At 70.5% G+C, this 17,258-nt stretch carries 14 protein-coding genes; 7 read left to right on the top strand and 7 right to left on the bottom strand.

All coding sequences use genetic code 11. The features are described from left to right. Positions 1 to 9: 9 nt before the first annotated feature. A complete protein-coding gene (locus FQY83_RS09385; protein ID WP_146387353.1) occupies positions 10 to 1,158 on the bottom strand; it encodes a PLP-dependent cysteine synthase family protein in 1,149 nt (382 codons plus the stop codon). Between the two features lie 58 nt (positions 1,159 to 1,216). After that, positions 1,217 to 2,005 (bottom strand): cytochrome C assembly family protein, encoded by a 789-nt coding sequence (locus tag FQY83_RS09380; protein WP_146387351.1) that lies wholly within the window; start codon positions 2,003 to 2,005, stop codon positions 1,217 to 1,219. Positions 2,006 to 2,116: 111 nt separating this feature from the next. On the opposite strand from FQY83_RS09380, the gene ffh reads away from it, so the two are divergent. From ffh to FQY83_RS09345, 7 genes are all read left to right on the top strand, one after another. After that, entirely contained in the window at positions 2,117 to 3,487 is a 1,371-nt protein-coding gene (ffh, locus tag FQY83_RS09375) for a signal recognition particle protein (RefSeq protein WP_146387349.1), read from the top strand. Between the two features lie 166 nt (positions 3,488 to 3,653). Continuing rightward, a complete protein-coding gene (locus tag FQY83_RS09370; protein ID WP_146387347.1) occupies positions 3,654 to 4,460 on the top strand; it encodes an aminotransferase class IV in 807 nt (268 codons plus the stop codon). A gap of 151 nt (positions 4,461 to 4,611) precedes the next feature. Continuing rightward, on the top strand, positions 4,612 to 4,872 hold the full coding sequence (rpsP, locus tag FQY83_RS09365; protein WP_146387345.1) for a 30S ribosomal protein S16: 261 nt from the start codon (positions 4,612 to 4,614) through the stop codon (positions 4,870 to 4,872). Between the two features lie 34 nt (positions 4,873 to 4,906). Then, on the top strand, positions 4,907 to 5,419 hold the full coding sequence (gene rimM, locus FQY83_RS09360; protein ID WP_146387343.1) for a ribosome maturation factor RimM: 513 nt from the start codon (positions 4,907 to 4,909) through the stop codon (positions 5,417 to 5,419). Between the two features lie 89 nt (positions 5,420 to 5,508). After that, complete coding sequence (gene trmD, locus FQY83_RS09355; protein WP_146387341.1) at positions 5,509 to 6,261, top strand: tRNA (guanosine(37)-N1)-methyltransferase TrmD; 753 nt, start codon at positions 5,509 to 5,511, stop codon at positions 6,259 to 6,261. A 135-nt stretch (positions 6,262 to 6,396) separates the two neighbouring features. Further along, positions 6,397 to 6,813, top strand: a complete 417-nt coding sequence (gene rplS, locus FQY83_RS09350; protein WP_146387339.1) for a 50S ribosomal protein L19 — start codon at positions 6,397 to 6,399, stop codon at positions 6,811 to 6,813. A gap of 294 nt (positions 6,814 to 7,107) precedes the next feature. Beyond that, complete coding sequence (locus tag FQY83_RS09345; RefSeq protein ID WP_146387337.1) at positions 7,108 to 7,518, top strand: RNA-binding S4 domain-containing protein; 411 nt, start codon at positions 7,108 to 7,110, stop codon at positions 7,516 to 7,518. Positions 7,519 to 7,696: 178 nt separating this feature from the next. On the opposite strand, the gene FQY83_RS09340 is transcribed toward FQY83_RS09345, so the two are convergent. The 5 genes from FQY83_RS09340 to mutS all read right to left on the bottom strand — a co-directional run bounded on the left by FQY83_RS09340 (position 7,697) and on the right by mutS (position 17,254). After that, positions 7,697 to 9,205: a catalase gene (locus FQY83_RS09340; RefSeq protein ID WP_146387335.1), complete on the bottom strand. Its 1,509-nt coding sequence runs from the start codon at positions 9,203 to 9,205 to the stop codon at positions 7,697 to 7,699. A gap of 164 nt (positions 9,206 to 9,369) precedes the next feature. Beyond that, the gene (locus FQY83_RS09335) at positions 9,370 to 10,503 is read right to left on the bottom strand and encodes a BaiN/RdsA family NAD(P)/FAD-dependent oxidoreductase (RefSeq protein WP_146388115.1); all 1,134 of its coding nucleotides are present in this window, start codon (positions 10,501 to 10,503) and stop codon (positions 9,370 to 9,372) included. A 101-nt stretch (positions 10,504 to 10,604) separates the two neighbouring features. Further along, on the bottom strand, positions 10,605 to 11,249 hold the full coding sequence (locus FQY83_RS09330; RefSeq protein WP_146387333.1) for a DUF937 domain-containing protein: 645 nt from the start codon (positions 11,247 to 11,249) through the stop codon (positions 10,605 to 10,607). Positions 11,250 to 11,285: 36 nt separating this feature from the next. Then, positions 11,286 to 14,483, bottom strand: coding sequence for an AAA family ATPase (locus tag FQY83_RS09325; protein ID WP_238333455.1), 3,198 nt, complete (start codon positions 14,481 to 14,483; stop codon positions 11,286 to 11,288). A gap of 188 nt (positions 14,484 to 14,671) precedes the next feature. After that, positions 14,672 to 17,254 (bottom strand): DNA mismatch repair protein MutS, encoded by a 2,583-nt coding sequence (gene mutS / locus FQY83_RS09320; protein WP_146387329.1) that lies wholly within the window; start codon positions 17,252 to 17,254, stop codon positions 14,672 to 14,674. Between the last annotated feature and the right edge of the window lie 4 nt (positions 17,255 to 17,258).

Here is a 17,258-nt window from a genome sequence, read left to right as displayed (position 1 = left end):
ACTGATGATTCAGCCGCGGCCGTGCCGCGACACCGGCTGCAGGTCGGGAAGCGCGCCGTCGCCGTCGATCGCCTGCGCGATGGTGCGATCGACCGCCTCGACGTCGATGTCCTGCGCCGCATACCACGCCGGGTTGTAGTAGCTGTGCGCATAGCGCTCGCCGCCGTCGCAGAGGATGGTGACGATCGACCCGCGTTCCCCGCGCTCGCGCATCGCGCGCGCAGCGTGGAGCACGCCGACGAAGTTGGTGCCGGTCGAGCCGCCGACGCGCCGGCCGAGGCGCCGGTTCACCTCGCGCATCGCCGCCAGGCTGAGCGCGTCGGGCACCTTGACCATCGCGTCGACGCAGCCGGGGATGAAGCTGCGCTCGGCGGTGGGACGGCCGATACCTTCGATCCGCGAGGCGGGCGCCGCCGCGTCCGGTGACGGCCGGCCCTGCGCGAGCGCGGCATAGTGGCCGTGGAAGGCCGAATGCTCGGGATCGGCGCACAGCACGCGCGTGCCAAGTCCCCGGTAGCGCGCATAGCGGCCGATGGTCGCGCTGGTGCCGCCGGTGCCGGCGCTGCAGACGATCCATGCCGGGACCGGATGCGGTTCCTGCTCCATCTGCCGGAAGATCGATTCGGCGATGTTGTTGTTGGCGCGCCAGTCGGTGGCGCGCTCGGCGTAGGTGAACTGGTCCATGAAATGCCCGCCGCTGTCGAGCGCGAGCTGCACGGAGGCCGCACCGATGTCGCAGGCGTTGCGCACCAGGTGGCAGCGGCCGCCGTGGAATTCGATGGCCGCGATCTTCTCCGGCGAGGTCGAGGCCGGCATCACCGCCACGAACGGCAGCCCCAGCAGCCGCGCGAAATAGGCTTCGGACACCGCGGTCGAACCGCTGGACGCTTCCACCACCGTGCTGCCGGCGTGCAGCCAGCCGTTCGCCAGCGAATACAGGAACAGCGAGCGCGCGAGCCGGTGCTTGAGGCTGCCGGTCGGGTGGCTGGATTCGTCCTTGAAGTAGACGTCGATGCCGGGGAAGCCCGGCAGCGACAGCGGGATCAGGTGGGTGTCGGCGGAGCGGTTGAAGTCCGCCTCGATCCGGCGGATCGCCGCGGCCGTCCAGGCGTGCTGGTCGGCGCAGGCGAGGCGGCTGGCGTCGTCGTGGAAGGGCATGTGCAGGTGCGGGAAGGTCGCGGCGCGATCGGTGCCGCGTATTCTCGCCGATCCCGGCTCAGGCGCGGCCCAGCACCAGCTCCAGCACGAACTTGCTGCCGAAGAAGGCCAGCACCAGCAGCGCCATCGCCGTCAGCGTCCAGCGCACCGCCTTGCCGCCGCGCCAGCCGTAGCGCCAGCGGCCGAACAGCAGCGCGCCGAACACCAGCCACGACAGCACGCTGAGCACGGTCTTGTGCATCAGGTGCTGGGCGAAGAAATCCTGCACGAACAGCACGCCGGTCAGCAGGGTGGCGGTGAGCAGGACGAAGCCGACCGCGATCGTGCGGAACAGCAGCGTCTCCAGCTCGGTCAGCGGCGGCAGGGCGCGCACCCAGCCGCGGAATTCGTGGCGGCGCAGCGCCCGCTCCTGCAGCCAGAGCATGATCGCGAGCACGGCCGCCACCGCAAGCGTCGCGTACGCCAGCAGCGCCAGCCAGGCGTGCAGTTCCAGCCGCCAGTCGAGGTCGCGGGTCGCGGGCCCGGCCGACACCGCATAGCCCACCAGCGCCGCCGCCGCGATCGGGAACACCACCACGCCCAGCGCCCCCATGCGCCCGCTGGCGGCGTAGAGCGTCGTCAGCGCCGCCATGCCCAGGCCGACCAGCGACAGCGCCGCGAAGAAGTGCAGGTCCACGCCCGCGCCCTGGCGCCAGGCCAGGACGTGGAAGAGGCCGTGCAGGGCCACGGCGCTCACCGCGGTCAGCAGCCAGAAGCCGGCCTTGGCGCCCTCGTCGACCAGCATCCGGCGCACCACCAGCCAGCCGGCCAGCAGGTAGAAGAAGGCGGCAATGAGAACGATTGGCATCGGGAAAGTGTCGCACAAGCCCGCGCCCGCGGGTGCGCCGCGCGGCACCGGCAGCGGGCGCCCGGCGCCCGCCCGCTATAATCGCGGGCCGTTTTCCACCACGTTCCCGCCATGTTCGAATCGCTCACCCAGCGCCTGTCCGGCACCATCGACCGCCTCCGCGGCCGCGGGCGGCTGACCGAGGAGAACATCCGCGAGGCGACCCGCGAGGTCCGCATCGCGCTGCTCGAGGCCGACGTCGCGCTGCCGGTGGTGCAGGCCCTGGTCGAGCGGATCAAGGTCCGCGCCGTCGGCCAGGAAGTGCTGAAGTCGCTGACCCCGGGCCAGGCGCTGATCAAGGTGGTCCGCGACGAGCTGACCGCGGTGATGGGCGCGCAGGCCAGCGACCTGAACCTCAACGTGCCGGCGCCGGCGGTGATCCTGATGGCCGGCCTGCAGGGCGCGGGCAAGACCACCACGGTCGGCAAGCTGGCGAAGCTGCTCAAGGACAAGCGCAGGAAGAAGGTGATGGTGGTCAGCGCCGACGTCTACCGTCCGGCCGCGATCGAGCAGCTGAAGACACTGGCGCAGCAGGTCGACGTACTGTTCTTCCCGTCCGAAGCCGGGCAGAAGCCGGAGGATATCGTCCGCGCCGCGATTGCCGACGCGAGGAAATCCTTCGCCGACGTGCTGATCGTCGACACCGCCGGCCGCCTCGCCATCGACGAAGCGATGATGGCCGAGATCAAGGCGCTGCACGCCGCGGTGAATCCGGTCGAAACCCTGTTCGTGGTCGACTCGATGACCGGCCAGGACGCGGCCAATACCGCCAAGGCCTTCGGCGAGGCGCTGCCGCTGACCGGCGTGGTGCTGACCAAGACCGACGGCGACGCCCGCGGCGGCGCCGCGCTGAGCGTGCGCTACGTCACCGGCAAGCCGATCAAGTTCATCGGCACCAGCGAGAAGGCCGACGGCCTCGACACCTTCCACCCCGACCGCGTCGCCAGCCGCATCCTCGACATGGGCGACGTGCTGTCGCTGGTCGAGCAGGTCGAGCAGCAGGTCGACAAGGACAAGGCGCAGAAGCTTGCCGAGAAGGTCGCCAAGGGCAAGAAGTTCGACCTCAACGACATGCGCGACCAGCTAGAGCAGATGCAGAACATGGGCGGAATCGGCAGCCTGATGGAGAAGCTGCCGGGCCTGGGCCAGGTGCCCGAGCACCTCAAGCAGCAGGTGCAGCAGAGCCGGGAAGTGCCGCGCATGATCGCCATCATCGGCTCGATGACGAAGAAGGAGCGGCGCAACCCGGCCCTGCTCAACGGCTCGCGCCGCGCGCGCATCGCCGCCGGCTCGGGCACGCATCCGTCCGACGTCAACAAACTGATGAAGCAGTACCAGCAGATGGAAAAGATGATGGGCAAGATGGCCCGTGGCGGCATGAAGGGCATGATGCGCGGGCTGCAGGGGATGATGGGCGGGCGCGGCGGGATGCCGTTCCGGTGAGTCGTCGTCGATCCTCCCCCCGCCGTTCCAGCAGTTCCCCCACTCGTCATTCCAGCGAAAGCTGGAATCCATTTGGCTTTTACGCGAAGCGAAACTGGATTCCAGCTTTCGCTGGAATGACGGCAGGGGATGCGTCCGGGGATGATGACAACCACGGATTGCGCCAGTGAGCTCCGCCTACCTCGACGGCCAGCCCGCCACCGCCGACGACCTGCGCGCGCTGGCGCTGGCCAATTACGGCCACTTCACCTCGATGCAGGTGCGCGGGCGCGCGGTGCGCGGTCTCGACCTGCACCTGCACCGGTTGAAGTCGGGAACCCGCGAGCTGTTCGACACGACGCTGGACGATGCGCGCATCCGCGCCGCCATCCTCGCCGCGCTCGATGGCGAAGGCGTCGATGACGCCAGCGTGCGCGTCACCGTCTACTCGCGCGCGTTCGATCATGCCCATCCCGAACGCCCGCAGCCGGTCGATGTGCTGGTTTCGTCGACCCCGCCGCGCGAGGCCGATCCCAAGCCGGCCTGGGTCAAGACCTGTCCCTTCCAGCGCGCGCTGCCGCTGGTGAAGCACGTCGGCACCTTCCCGCTGTTCCAGCACCGGCGGCAGGCGCGCCGCGACGGCTTCGACGACGCCCTGTTCGTCGACGCCAGGGGCCGGATCAGCGAGGGCTCGCTCTGGAACATCGGCTTCTGGGACGGCCAGCAGGTCGTCTGGCCGCAGGCCGAGGCGCTGCGGGGCACGCAGGAGCGGCTGCTGCAGGCCGGGCTGGCCGAGGTCGGCGTCGCGCAGCGGCACCTGCCGGTCGAGGCGCGGGCGCTGGCTGGCCTCAAGGCGGCGTTCGCGGCCAATGCCACCGGCATCTGGCCGATCTCGGGCATCGACGAGACGGCGCTGCGCCCTGATCCGGCCCTGATGGAGCGTCTGGCGGCCGCGCTGGCCGCGCACCGCTGGCAGCCGCTGGCTAGCGCCTGACCTCGTGGGAGCGGCCTTGGCCGCGACAGGGATCCGGGAATCCCGATCGCGCGCAAGCGCGCTCCCACGGGGTTCCTCGTGGCCGGTCAATGGCTTACAATAGCCGGCTTACCTCGCCATCCTGGCGACTGGGCAACACCGAGAACGCACCATGGTCAAGATCCGCCTCACCCGCGGCGGCGCGAAGAAGCGCCCCTTCTACCACATCATCGTCACCGACTCGCGCAGCGCGCGCGACGGCCGCAACATCGAGCGCGTGGGTTACTACAACCCGGTCGCGCAAGGCGCCGAGCAGCGCGTGGTGCTGGATACCGCCCGCGTCGACCACTGGGTCTCGAAGGGCGCGCAGCTGACCGACAAGGTCCGCAACCTGTACCGCGAAGCGGCCAAGGCCGCCGCCCCGGCCGCCTGACGCCCGGCCGCGCGACCGCGCGGCCAACGCAGCCATGAACGACCCGACGCGCCGCATCCTGATGGGCAGGATCCACGGCGCGTTCGGCGTGCGCGGCGAACTCAAGCTCGAATCCTTCAGCGACCCGCCGGAGGCGATCTTCCGCTACCGGCCGTGGACGCTGCGCACCGCGCAGGGCGTCGAGCGCGAGCTCGAGGGCGGGCGCGGGCGCAGCACCGCCAAGGGCATCGTGATGCGCCTGCCGGGCGTCGAGGACCGCGACGCCGCGGAAGCGCTGAAAGGCGGCGAGATCCACGTGCCGCGTTCCGCGCTGCCGCCGCCGAAACCGGGCCAGTACTACTGGGTCGACCTCGAAGGCCTGCGCGTGGTGAACACCGTGGGCGCGGACTTCGGCACCGTATCGCACCTGTTTTCCACCGGCGCCAACGACGTGCTGGTGGCGCGCGGCGATCGCGAGCGGATGGTGCCCTTCCTCGAGCCCGACTACATCGTGTCGGTCGATTTCGACGCCGGCTGCATCACCGTGGATTGGGACGCGGACTTCTGATGGAGCCGTGATTGGTGATTGGTGATTCGTGATTGGAAAAGCAGCGACCTCCAATCACGAATCACGAATCACGAATCACGAATCACCCCATGCGCATCGACCTCATCAGCCTGTTTCCCGAATTCGTCGCCCAGTGCGCCGGCTTCGGCGTGGTCGGGCGCGCGCAGGAGCGGGGGCTGCTGTCGATCCACGGCTGGAACCCGCGCGACCATGCCGAGGGCAACTACCGGCGGGTCGACGACCGTCCGTTCGGCGGCGGGCCGGGCATGGTGATGCTGATCGATCCGCTGCGCGCGGCGATCCGCGCTGCGCGCGCCGCCGATCCGGCGCCGGCGAAGGTCGTCTACCTCAGCCCGCAGGGCCGCCCGCTGACCCAGACCGTCGTCCGCGAGCTGGCGACGCGCGAGCGGATCATCCTGCTCTGCGGCCGCTACGAGGGCGTCGACGAGCGGCTGGTCGCGGCCGAGGTCGACGAGGAACTGTCGATCGGCGACTACGTGCTGTCGGGTGGCGAGCTGGCCGCGGCGGTGGTCGTGGACGCCGTCGCCCGGCTGCAGGAGGGCGCCCTGAACGACGCCGAATCTGCCGTCCAGGACAGCTTCGAGGCCGACGGCCTGCTGGATTGCCCGCACTACACCAGGCCGGTGGAGCACGCACTGGGGGCCGTCCCGGAGGTGCTGCTGTCGGGCAACCACGCCGAAATCGCCCGCTGGCGCCGGCGCCAGTCGCTGCTGCGCACCCGCCAGCGGCGCCCGGACCTGCTGGCCGGGGCCGGGCTGACGGCCGCCGAGCGGGACTGGCTGGACGGACAGGCCGGGGACGACCCTCCGGGAGAGGGCTGAATCCTGGCCCCCGGGCCGGATTTTCCGGCTATAATGCGCGGCTGACCTGCCACTGGCAGGCAGGCAGTGCCAAGAGCGTGCGTCCGCGTGCACCACGCCTACAACTAATCCAACAGGCTCCATCGAGATACCGCCATGACCACCAAGCCGTCCCTGAACACCCTGCTGCAGCAGTTCGAGACCGAACAGGCGCAGCGCAAGCTTCCCGACTTCGGCCCCGGCGACACCGTCGTCGTCAACGTCAAGGTCAAGGAAGGCAACCGCGAGCGCGTCCAGGCCTACGAGGGCGTGGTCATCGGCAAGAAGAACGCCGGCCTCAACTCCGCCTTCACCGTGCGCAAGATCTCGCACGGCTATGGCGTCGAGCGCGTGTTCCAGACCCACAGCGCCACGATCGACTCGGTCGAGGTGAAGCGCCGCGGCAAGGTCCGCGCCGGCAAGCTGTACTACCTGCGCGGCCTGGAAGGCAAGAAGGCCCGCATCAAGGAAGACCTGTCGGCCCACGCCAAGGCCAAGGCCGCCGCGGCGGCTGCCGCCGAAGCCGCCGAATAAGCGGGCGCTTCGCTTCCGATCCGCAACGGCCGCCGCAGGGCGGCCGTTTGCGTTTGTGGCGCCGGGGCGGTCGTGCGACTGGCGTTTCAAGCCTCAAACGACTGGTCATTCCGAGCGCAGTGAGGAATCTGCTTCTGCCGTTTCCCACGTTTTCGGAGGCAGATTCCTCGCTGCGCTCGGAATGACAGACCGTTGCTCCTGTCTTTCCGCGCCTCATGTCTTGCTGCGTCCGGTTCCCGGATCTCGCTGCGCCTTCGCCATGGCCCTTCACGCGGCCCGTTACAATCCATCGCCGTGAATATCCCGCATGACGCCGCCGCGCGCACCGTCCGGCTCGACCTGTGGTTGTGGGCGGCGCGCTTCTACCGGACCCGCGCCCTGGCGAAGCAGGCCATCGAGACCGGCAAGGTCGAAGTTGGCGGCCAGCGCGCCAAGGCCTCGCGTGCGGTGCGCGTGGGCGATGCGCTGCGCATCGAGCGTTCGGGCGAGGTGTTCGCCATCGAGGTGCTGGGGCTGGCGGACGTGCGCGGGCCGGCGCCGGTCGCGCAGGCGCTGTACGCCGAACCGGAGGCCTCGCGCGCCGCGCGCGAGGCGGCGCGCGAACTGGCCCGCGCGCAGCGCAACGGCTACCGCGCCCCGGACACGAAGCCGGACAAGCGGGCGCGCAGGCTGATCCGCGCGCTGGGCGACATCGACGCAACCTGACCCGCGCTCCTTCCCCCCGCAAGCCGGGGAAAGTACCCGTGAAGCGGGGGAGGGTGGCAATCTCGCCAATCCTTTCACCAAAACGCCGTCGCAAGGCTGCGACGGCGTCTTGAATGGGGCTGACGCAAGACCAGCCCCATCTGTCCTTCCGGCATCTTCCCCCAAGGGGATGGGTCGATCAGGCGAGGCTGTTGGGCGAGTCTTCGCCGGCGAACGCGCCCAGCTTGCGCAGCGCCGCCTCCACGCCCGCGCCGTAGGCCGGGTCGGCCTTGGTGCAGTTCTCGACGTGGCGACGCTTGATGAAGTCCGGCGCATCGCCCATGGCGCGGGCGGTGTTGTCGAACAGCAACTGCTGCTTGTCAGGGGCCATCAGGCGGAACAGGTCGCCGGGTTGCTTGTAGTAGTTGTCGTCGTTGTCGCGGAAGTTCCACCAGTCGGCGTCGCCGGTGATCTTCAGCGGCGGCTCGCGGAACTGTGGCTGCTCCTGCCACTGGTTGAAGCTGTTGGGCTCGTAGTGGGGCAGGCTGCCGTAGTTGCCGTCGACGCGGCCGATGCCGTCGCGGTGGTTGCTGTTGACCGGGCAGCGTGCCTTGTTCACCGGGATCTGCTGGTAGTTGGTGCCCAGGCGGTAGCGCTGCGCGTCGGCGTAGTTGAACAGGCGCGACTGCAGCATCTTGTCCGGCGAGGCGCCGATGCCCGGCACCAGGTTGCTCGGCGCGAAGGCGCTCTGCTCGACGTCGGCGAAGAAGTTCTCGGGATTCTTGTTGAGCTCGAACTCGCCCACCTCGATCAGCGGGTAGTCGCCCTTCGGCCACACCTTGGTCAGGTCGAAGGGGTGGTAGGGCACCTTCTCCGCGTCGGTCTCGGGCATGATCTGCACGTACATCTTCCACTTCGGGAAGTCGCCGCGCTCGATCGCGTCGTACAGGTCGCGCTGGTGGGTCTCGCGGTCATTGCCGACGGCTTCGGCCGCTTCGGCGTCGCTCAGGTTCTCGATGCCCTGCTGGGTGCGGAAGTGGAACTTCACCCAGTAGCGCTCGCCGGCCTCGTTCCAGAAGCTGTAGGTGTGCGAGCCGAAGCCGTGCATGTGGCGGTAGGACTTCGGAATGCCGCGGTCGCTCATCACGATGGTGACCTGATGCAGGGCCTCGGGCAGCAGCGTCCACCAGTCCCAGTTGTTGGTGGCCGAGCGCAGGTTGGTGCGCGGGTCGCGCTTGACCGCCTTGTTGAGGTCGGGGAACTTGCGCGGGTCGCGGATGAAGAAGACCGGCGTGTTGTTGCCGACCATGTCCCAGTTGCCTTCCTCGGTGTAGAACTTCAGCGCGAAGCCGCGGATGTCGCGCTCGGCGTCGGCCGCGCCGCGCTCGCCGGCCACGGTGGTGAAGCGGGCGAACATCTCGGTCTGCTTGCCGACCTTGGAGAAGATCGCGGCGCGCGTGTACTTGGTGATGTCGTGGGTGACGGTGAAGGTGCCGAAGGCGCCCGAGCCCTTGGCGTGCATGCGGCGCTCGGGGATCACCTCGCGCACGAAGTTGCCGAGCTTCTCGTGCAGCCAGACGTCCTGGGCCAGCAGCGGGCCGCGCGGGCCGGCGGTGAGGCTGTTCTGGTTGTCCGGCACCGGCGCACCGAAGTCGGTGGTCAGGTGGGTGACGGGGCACTTCTTCTCGCTGTCGGATGGCTTGCTCATGGCGGGCGCTCCTGGGGCTGGGCGGGTGGACGTTGCTCTGGCCACCATACGCGGTGGATGTCGATAGGTGAAATCGAATTAAATATTTGGTGAAATAGATAAAAACTATCGATTATGCTGCGTACCGACGGTCGAGGCGGCCATAGGGAACGGCGCGGCCGAGGTCACGCGACCTCCCCGGCGGCATGCCCCGACGCCCAGGCCCACTGGAAGTTGTAGCCGCCGAGCCAGCCGGTGACGTCGACCACCTCGCCGATGAAGTACAGGCCCGGGACGCGTCTGGACATCATCGTGCTGGACGAGAGTTCGTGGGTGTCGACGCCGCCGAGCGTGACTTCCGCGGTGCGGTAGCCCTCGGTGCCGCTGGCCACCAGCGGCCAGGACTGCAGCGTATCGGCGACCTGTTGCAGCTGTGCGGGCGTGTACTGCCGCAGCGGCCGGCTCGGCAGCCAGACCTCGCACAGGCGCTGTGCGAAGCGTCGCGGCAGGGCCTCGGACAGCACGGTGCGCAGTTCGGTCGCGCCGCGCTCGCGCTGCTGCACCGCCAGCCACGACGGGATGTCGCGGTCGGGCAGCAGATCCAGCCGCAGGTCGTCGCCGGGCTGCCAGTAGGAGGAGACCTGCAGGATCGCCGGGCCGCTGATGCCGCGGTGGGTGACGAGCATGCGATTGCGGAAACCCGCGCCGTTGCAGCGGGCCTCGACCTCGAAGGCGACGCCGGACAGGTCCTGCAGGCGCGCCTGGTGCTTGCCGCTCAGGGTCAGCGGCACCAGCCCCGCGCGCGTGGCCAGCACCGCGTGTCCGAACTGCCGCGCAAGCGCGTAGCCGAAGCCGGACGCGCCCATGCTCGGGATCGACAGCCCGCCGGTGGCGACCACCAGCGATGCGCATTCGATCGTGCCGAGGCCGGTGCGCAGGCGGAAGCCGCCGCCGTCGAGGCGTTCGACCGTTTCAATGCTGCAATGGGTGTGCACGCCGGCGCCGACCGCGGCGGTTTCGTCGAGCAGCATGCGCACGATCTGCTTCGCGGAGTCGTCGCAGAACAGCTGGCCGAGTTCCTTTTCGTGCCAGGCGATGCGATGCGCCTCGACCATCGCGATGAAGTCCGCCGGCGTGTAGCGGGCCAGCGCCGACTTGCAGAAGTGCGGGTTCGCCGACAGGTACTGCGCGGGCGTGGTGCCGGTATTGGTGAAGTTGCAGCGCCCGCCGCCGGACATCAGGATCTTCTTGCCGACCTTGTTGGCGTGGTCGAGCACCCGCACGCGGCGCCCGCGCGCGCCGGCGGCGATCGCGCACATCAGGCCCGCGGCGCCTGCGCCGATGACCACGACGTCGTGGTCACCGCCGATGGTGTTCCTGCCGGTGTCGGACAAGTCGGTGCGCGGCTAGCGGGATTGCTTCAGCGCTTGCCCCCGAGCAGCCCGCCGCCGATCTTCAGGATGTCGCCGAGGCCGAGCTGGCCATCGCCGTCCTGGTCCAGCACCGCCCCGAGCAGGCCGCCGCCGATGCCGCCCTGCTGGCGCACCTGCTGCTGCTCCCGGCCGAGGATCGAGCCGAGCAGCTGCGCGGTTGGATCCTGCTGCTGCGCCGGCGCCCCGGCGCCCTTGTTCTGGAACATCTGCTTGGCCAGGAACGCGAGCACGATCGGCGCCAGGATCTTCATCAGCTGGCCGGCCTTGTCGCTGCCCAGGCCCGTGGCCTGGCCGAGGCTGGCCTCGGCGCGCGGCTGCTGGCCGCCGAAGACGTGGCCGAGGATGCCGGCACCGTTGGTCTGGCGCGACGACGCGCCGCCGCCGCCGCCGAGCACCGCGCCAAGGATGTTGCCGAGGTCGGCGCCGGCGAAATCGTTCTGCAGCGCGCCGAACAGCGCCTGCGCGCCCTGCGGCTGGCTGGCGTTCCTGCCCAGCGCGCCCAGCAGCAGCGGCAGCGCGGCGCTGACCGCGCCCGCGGCCTGCGCCTGGCCGACGCCGAGCTGGCTGGAAATCTGCTGCAGCGGCGCACCGCTGAGCTGTTCGAACAACTGGTCGGTCAACGAGCTTGCCATGGCGTGTCCCTTTTCCGGTGGTGGCGGAGCGGATGGCTACTGTAGCGCCCGCCGGGGCGGGACGCTTGCCTGCTGCATGATGTCGAAGTCGCCCGCGAGCACGCGCTCCAGCCGCCCGCTGCGCCATCCGCGGCGGGTATCGCGCACCAGCGGCGACGGCTCGCCGCGATAGCGGCGGCAGATGGGCTGGGTGGCTGCGGTCGCCGGCAGCGCGGTCGCCACGCCGCCCGGACTGGCCGGCTCCACCGCGACCTGCATCGACAGGCGCTGCGTCGCGCCGCGCCCGTCGTCGAACTCCAGCACGTGCAGGCCGGCTTCCTCTCCAAGCAGGCGGAAGGCGCCGAAGCCGGAGATCGACAACCGTGCGCGACAGCGTTTCGCGTCCTGCTCGACGATCTCGACCTGCATGCCGCGGCGCTCGGCCCAGGCCAGGTACATGCCCAGCAGCCGCTGCCACCAATGCCGGGTGTCGGCCGCGTGGCGCGCGAGTTCGCCGTCGCTGGCGGACAGCGACAGGACGGCGTCCTGCGGGCAACCGCGCGCGAGGTCGTCGATTGCGATCTCCAGCAGGAACAGCAGTTGCGCCAGGCGCGCCGACAGCGTGCGGTCGCCGCCGCCGCGCAGGCGTTCGCGCATGCGCGCGGCGCCGTCGAGCGCGCTTTCGACGCGGTCGCGCCGTTCGATGCGGTCGAGCACGGCAAAACGGCCCGGGTCCGACCAGAACGCGCCGTCGTTCATCGCCGCGAAATCCGCGTCGCGGGCGGCGGCCCAGGCGTCGTCAGCGATGCGCGCCGACAGCGATTCGGCATGGCCTTCCAGTGCGGCCAGCGGAATCTCGGCATCCTGCGCCGCATACAGCAGTGCGCGCAGGTCGGCCGGTGCGGAGGCGGGCGGGGTGGACGCGGCCTCGGCGCCGACGGGTGCATCGGGGTCGATGAACTCCACGTCGAGCCGGTCGCCCGCGCCGCGCACGAACAGGAACTGGCCGCCTTCCGGCGCGCGGTGTTCGACGATGCTGCGCGCCAGCGGCGCCAGCAGGTGGTCCTCGATCGCGCGACGCAGCGGTCGTGCGCCCAGGTCCGGGGTGAAGCCGCGGTCGAGCAGGAATTCGATCGCCGACGGCTCCCATTCCACCGCCCAGTCGCGGTTGCGCAGTCCGCGGCGCTCCAGCGCGCGCGCCAGTTCCTTGTGCAGGATGCCGCGCATCGCCGTGCGATCGAGCGGGCGGAACAGCACCACGCGGTCGAGCCGGTTGATGAATTCGCGGCGGAAAGTCTCGAACAGCGCCTTCTCCACCGCGCCGCGCGAATAGCCGCCGGCGCTGGCGGTGAAGCCCGGTCCGGCGCCACGGGCAATGGTCGAACCGACGTTGCTGGTGAGGATGATGATGCTGTGGCGGAAGTCCGCGGTATTGCCGTGCTGGTCGCCGAGCCGGCCGTCGTCGAACACCTGCAGGAACAGGTCCCAGACATTCGGGTGCGCCTTCTCGAACTCGTCGAGCAGCACCACCGAGAACGGCTGTTCGCGGATGCGCGAGACCAGCGAACGCGCGCCGTCCTCGGTGCGCCCGCCGGCGATCAGGCGCCAGGCCGAATCGGGCGCCTGGTACTCGCTCATGTCGAGCCGCAGCAGCCGTTCGTCGCTGCCGAACAGCAGCTCGCCCAGCGCCTTCGCCAGTTCGGTCTTGCCGGTGCCGGTGGGACCGGCGAACAGGAACACGCCGATCGGGCGGCGGCTGTCGGTCAGCCCGGCCTTGAGCATCGCGATGCGGTCGACGAGACATTCGACGGCTTCGTCCTGCCCGACCACGCGCTTGCGGAACACTTCGCGCAGGCGGTCGAGCGGCAGGCGCTGGCGCTGGTCGATGACTTCCATCGGCATGCCGCTGCGCTGGCCCACCGCGACCAGCAGCGCGTTGCCGTCGATCGGCAGCGCCGGTGGTTCCTGCTGCAGCGCGAGCGACAGCGTGTCGTCGAGCAGGCGCAGGCTGCGCCCGGGTTCGTGCTGGTCGGGGAAGTACTGCGCGGCGATCCGCAGCGCTTCCGACAGCGTGCCGGCGTCGACCACGTCGCGACCGCAGCGTCCGGCGGCGGCGCGCGCCCACTGGGCGGCGACGTCGGCCAGCGCCGCGCCGTCGGCCGGCGCCAGCGCGTGCGCATCGAACAGGCGCGCCGCCCCCGGGCGCGCCAGCAGCAGCTTCGCGTGCTGCTGCGGCGTGATCTCGCCGACCAGCAGCAGTTCGCCGCGCTCGATCGCGGGCAGCACGAGGTCGAGGATGCCGCGCGGATCGTTCGAATGGCTGCCCTTGTGCAGCAGGTCGAAGAAGTCCGGCACGCGCCACAGCGCCTGCCGGCGATGCAGCACGGCGAGCATCTCGCGCAGGCGGCCCTCCAGTTCGCCGATGTACTTCTGGCCGGCGAGCACGTCCGCGGCGGAGGCCTCGAACAGCAGCCAGCCTTCGTCGTGCAGCCGCGTGCACAGCAGGTCGAGCAGGGTGGACTTGCCCACGCCCGGCTCGCCGACCAGCAGCAGCGGGCGCGGCGCCGGCGCATCGAGCAAGCCGTGCAGTTCGTCGACCGCGTCGTGCAGTGCGTCGTACCCGAACCGTGGCGACGGCGACGCCCGCAGGCCAAGCCGGCCGATGCCGCCCAGCACGCGGCGCTCGCGGTGCGCGGCGAGCGCGGACGCGACCACGGCGATCGACGGCTGCAGCACCGGTTCCCGGAAACGCTCGAGCGTGGTCTTCAGTTCCCCGAGCTGCGCCTCGTCCGCCTGCGCGGGAGCCACGGGCTGCGCGTCGCCCGCGGGTACCGTGGATGCCCAACGCAGGTAGCGGCGGAAGTCGTCGCGGAACCCACCGTAGTCCCACCACCATTCGCGCGCGGCCATGGCCACGTCGGGCAGTGTGGCGGCGTCCGGCAGCGTCTGCAGGTATTCGAGCACGAAATGCAGCGCATAGGCGCCCAGCTGCGGCACGGCCGCCGCGACCTTGCGCGGATCGACATCGCCGCGCCGTCGCAGCGCCGCGCCCGCCATCGACGGCAGCACGTAGCCCTGGCTGGTCAGGCATTCGAGCACGCGTCCGGCGCTGAAGGCCTCGCCGGCGAGCAGGGCCACGCCGTCGTTGAACGCCTGGCGCTGGAGCAGGTCGGCGGGGCGCTGGATGGCGTCGTCGTTGCCCTCGATTTCGCGCTTGAGGGCCTGCAGCCGGTCCTCGTGGGAGCCTTGGTCCACGGGCGCGGCATCCTCGCCGGCCGCGTTCCCGGCCGCGACCGCGGGCGCGGGCACGGATTCACCGGTGCGCCGGCCCCGCGACCACGCAAGCATTCCCAACGCCCCGGCGATCGCGCCGACGGCGAAGACAAAGAACTCCATGCACGGCCCCCGTCTGTCGTTGGCGCAAGTCTAGACGGGGTTCGCGCTCAGGACAGCGCCTTCAGCCGGTACAGCGCCTCCAGCGCCTGCTTCGGCGTGAGTTCGTCCGGATCGATCGAGGCCAGCGCCTCCAGCGCCGCCGACGAGGTCGCGAACAGGCCGAACTGCTGCGGCTGGTCGATGCGCTCGGCCGACATCGGCGCCGTCGCGGCACCGTCGTGGCTGCGTTGTTCGAGTTCGGCCAGGCGGCCGCGCGCGTCGCGGATCACCGCCTTGGGCAGGCCCGCCAGCGCGGCGACCTGCAGGCCGAAGCTGCGGTTCGCCGGGCCGTCCTTCACCGCGTGCATGAACACCAGCGTCTCGCCGCCGTGGCCGTCGTGGTGCTCGACCGCGTCCAGGTGCACGTTGGCGATGCCGCTGCCGGGTTCGGCGAGCGCGGTCAGTTCGAAATAGTGGGTCGCGAACAGGGTGTAGCTGCGGTTGTTCGCCGCCAGGTGCCGGGCGCTGGCCTCGGCCAGGGCGAGGCCGTCGTAGGTCGAGGTGCCGCGGCCGATCTCGTCCATCAGCACCAGCGACTGTTCGCTGGCGTGGTGCAGGATGTAGCTGGTCTCGGCCATCTCGACCATGAAGGTCGACTGGCCCCTGGCGAGGTCGTCGCCGGCGCCGATGCGGGTGAGGATGCGGTCGATCGGGCCGATCCGCGCCTTTGCCGCGGGCACGAAGCTGCCGATGTGGGCGAGCAGCACGATCAGCGCGTTCTGGCGCATGTAGGTGCTCTTGCCGCCCATGTTCGGGCCGGTGATGACCAGCATGCGGCGGTCGTCGCCGAGCACGAGGTCGTTGGGCTCGAACGGCTCGTCGCGCACCGCTTCCACCACCGGGTGGCGGCCGCGTTCGATGCGGATGCCCGGTTCCGGCGAAAGGACAGGGCGCGCCCAGTCCAGCGCCTGCGCGCGCTCGGCGAACGCGGCCAGCACGTCGAGTTCGCTGAGCGCGGCGGCGCACTGCCGGAGCGGCTCGAGCCGCGCGTTGAGCGCGTCGAGCAGGTGTTCGTACAGCAGGCGCTCGCGGGCGAGGGCGCGTTCGCGCGCCGACAGCACCTTGTCCTCGAACTGCTTGAGTTCCTCGGTGATGTAGCGCTCGGCACCGGTCAGCGTCTGCCGCCGCGTGTAGTGCGCCGGCGCCTTCGCCGACTGCCCTTTGCTGATCTCGATGAAGTAGCCGTGGACGCGGTTGTAGCCGACCTTCAGCGTCGGGATGCCGGTCGCTTCCTTCTCGCGCGCTTCGAGGTCGACGAGGAAGCGGTCGGCGTTGCTGCTGAGCTGGCGCAGTTCATCGAGCTCGGCGTCGTAACCGTCGGCGAAGACGCCGCCGTCGCGTGCCAGCACCGCCGGTTGCTCGACCAGCGCCTCGGACAGCAGCGCGGCTTCGGCGGCGTGTTCGCCGAGCGCCTCGGACAGTTCGCGCAGGCGCGGCGAATCCAGCGGCGCCAGCACGTCGCGCAGTCCCGGCAGCATCGCCAGGCCGTCGCGCAGCGTCGACAGATCGCGCGGCCGCGCCGAGCGCAGCGCGATGCGCGAGAGGATGCGTTCGAGGTCGCCGAGCGCGCGGAAGCGTTCGCGCAGCGCCTCGTCGCCGCGGCCGCCAATCAGCGTCGCCACTGCGTCGTGGCGCATCGCGACGGTGTCGCGCTCGCGCAGCGGCCGGTGCAGCCAGCGCCGCAGCAGGCGCCCGCCCATCGGCGAGACGGTGGCGTCGAGCACGCCGAGCAGGGTGTGGCGGGTGTCGCCGTCGACGCGGGTGTCGAGTTCGAGGTGGCGGCGGGTGGCGGCATTCATCGCGATCGCGCCGTCGCCGCTCTCCACCGCGATCGAGGTCAGGTGCGGCAGGCGCTGCTTCTGCGTCTCCTCGACGTAGCCGAGCAGGGCGCCCGCGGCGGCGATCGCCAGCGGCCGGTCCTCGATGCCGAAGCCGGTCAGGTCGTGCAGCCCGAAGAACTGCAGCAGCTGGCGGCGCCCCGAGTCGGGGTCGAACAGCCACGGCGCGCGCCGGCGCAGGCCGCTGCGTTCGAGCGCCGCGGCCGGCCAGCCGTCCTCGTCCGGGAGCAGCACCTCGGCCGGCTCCAGGCGCGAGAGCTCGGCTTCCAGCTGCTCGTCGCCCGCCACCTCGTTGACCAGGAAGCGGCCGCCGGCGAGATCCGCCCAGGCCAGGCCGTAGCCGGCCTTGCCGCGCGCGACGGCCAGCAGCAGCGTGTCGCGGCGCTCGTTGAGCAGGGCCTCGTCGGTCACCGTGCCCGGGGTGACGATCCGTACCACCTTGCGTTCGACCAGACCCTTGGCCAGCGCCGGATCGCCGATCTGCTCGCAGATCGCCACCGACTCGCCCAGCGCCACCAGCCGAGCCAGGTAGCCCTCGGCCGAATGGTGCGGCACCCCGGCCATCGGGATCGGCTGCCCGGCCGATGCGCCGCGCTGGGTCAGGGTGATGTCGAGCAGCTTCGCCGCCTTGCGCGCGTCATCGTAGAACAGCTCGTAGAAGTCGCCCATCCGGAAGAACAGCAGGACGTCGGGATGCTCCGCCTTGGCGGCGAAGAATTGCTTCATGAGCGGGGTATGGCTGGGCGACGACATGGCG

The sequence above is a fragment of the Luteimonas marina genome, from assembly GCF_007859325.1.
Taxonomy (GTDB): Bacteria; Pseudomonadota; Gammaproteobacteria; order Xanthomonadales; family Xanthomonadaceae; genus Luteimonas; species Luteimonas marina.
Note: the sequence above shows the minus strand (reverse complement) of the source record. Positions and strands in the feature narration are given on the sequence as shown.

Bases quoted from the DNA above. Each gene is read 5' to 3' on its own strand.
- trmD (WP_146387341.1), top strand. From the start codon at position 5,509: ATGCGCATCGACCTCATCAGCCTGTTTCCCGAATTCGTCGCCCAGTGC.
- rpsP (WP_146387345.1), top strand. From the start codon at position 4,612: ATGGTCAAGATCCGCCTCACCCGCGGCGGCGCGAAGAAGCGCCCCTTC.
- rplS (WP_146387339.1), top strand. From the start codon at position 6,397: ATGACCACCAAGCCGTCCCTGAACACCCTGCTGCAGCAGTTCGAGACC.
- FQY83_RS09340 (WP_146387335.1), bottom strand. From the start codon at position 9,205: ATGAGCAAGCCATCCGACAGCGAGAAGAAGTGCCCCGTCACCCACCTG.
- FQY83_RS09335 (WP_146388115.1), bottom strand. From the start codon at position 10,503: ATGTGCGCGATCGCCGCCGGCGCGCGCGGGCGCCGCGTGCGGGTGCTC.
- FQY83_RS09385 (WP_146387353.1), bottom strand. From the start codon at position 1,158: ATGCCCTTCCACGACGACGCCAGCCGCCTCGCCTGCGCCGACCAGCAC.
- mutS (WP_146387329.1), bottom strand. From the start codon at position 17,254: ATGTCGTCGCCCAGCCATACCCCGCTCATGAAGCAATTCTTCGCCGCC.
- FQY83_RS09330 (WP_146387333.1), bottom strand. From the start codon at position 11,249: ATGGCAAGCTCGTTGACCGACCAGTTGTTCGAACAGCTCAGCGGTGCG.
- ffh (WP_146387349.1), top strand. From the start codon at position 2,117: ATGTTCGAATCGCTCACCCAGCGCCTGTCCGGCACCATCGACCGCCTC.
- FQY83_RS09380 (WP_146387351.1), bottom strand. From the start codon at position 2,005: ATGCCAATCGTTCTCATTGCCGCCTTCTTCTACCTGCTGGCCGGCTGG.
- rimM (WP_146387343.1), top strand. From the start codon at position 4,907: ATGAACGACCCGACGCGCCGCATCCTGATGGGCAGGATCCACGGCGCG.